Genomic DNA, 384 nt, shown 5'->3' with positions numbered 1-384 from the left:
TCTTTTAAAAAAGTATGAAATGACAACATTTGGTGTTCTCATTGGTCCAGAAGGTGGATTTAGTGAGGAAGAGCGGAACTTATTAAAAAACCATCCATTTGTGATTCCGATATCTTTGGGGCCACGTGTTTTACGTGCTGACACTGCCGCTGTTGCTGCTTTGGCTCTTCTTAATGTTACCGTGGGGGATTGGTCAATTAATTGAGAAGTTCGTAGAATCATTCTAACTGATTCATTTAAAATGATGGAACTGTTGATAGGATACAATAAGATATGGCGCTTGATATAACGGCTGAAAGTGAAATTTATAACTTAGATTCCTTGGTTAGCTATTTCTAAGGCGGATGTAAAGCAGAGCATGATTGGTGTATTGGTACGTAACAT

Annotated in this window: 1 protein-coding gene; it reads left to right on the top strand. The window is 38.0% G+C overall.

Translation table 11 applies throughout. The annotated features are described in order from the left end of the window. The coding region (locus J7R10_RS09590; RefSeq protein WP_208436553.1) for an RsmE family RNA methyltransferase at positions 1 to 205 on the top strand (205 nt) is incomplete at its 5' end. Positions 206 to 384 lie beyond the last annotated feature (179 nt).

The sequence above is a fragment of the Bartonella vinsonii subsp. berkhoffii ATCC 51672 genome (assembly GCF_902825225.1).
GTDB lineage: Bacteria > Pseudomonadota > Alphaproteobacteria > Rhizobiales > Rhizobiaceae > Bartonella > Bartonella berkhoffii.
Note: the sequence above shows the minus strand (reverse complement) of the source record. Positions and strands in the feature narration are given on the sequence as shown.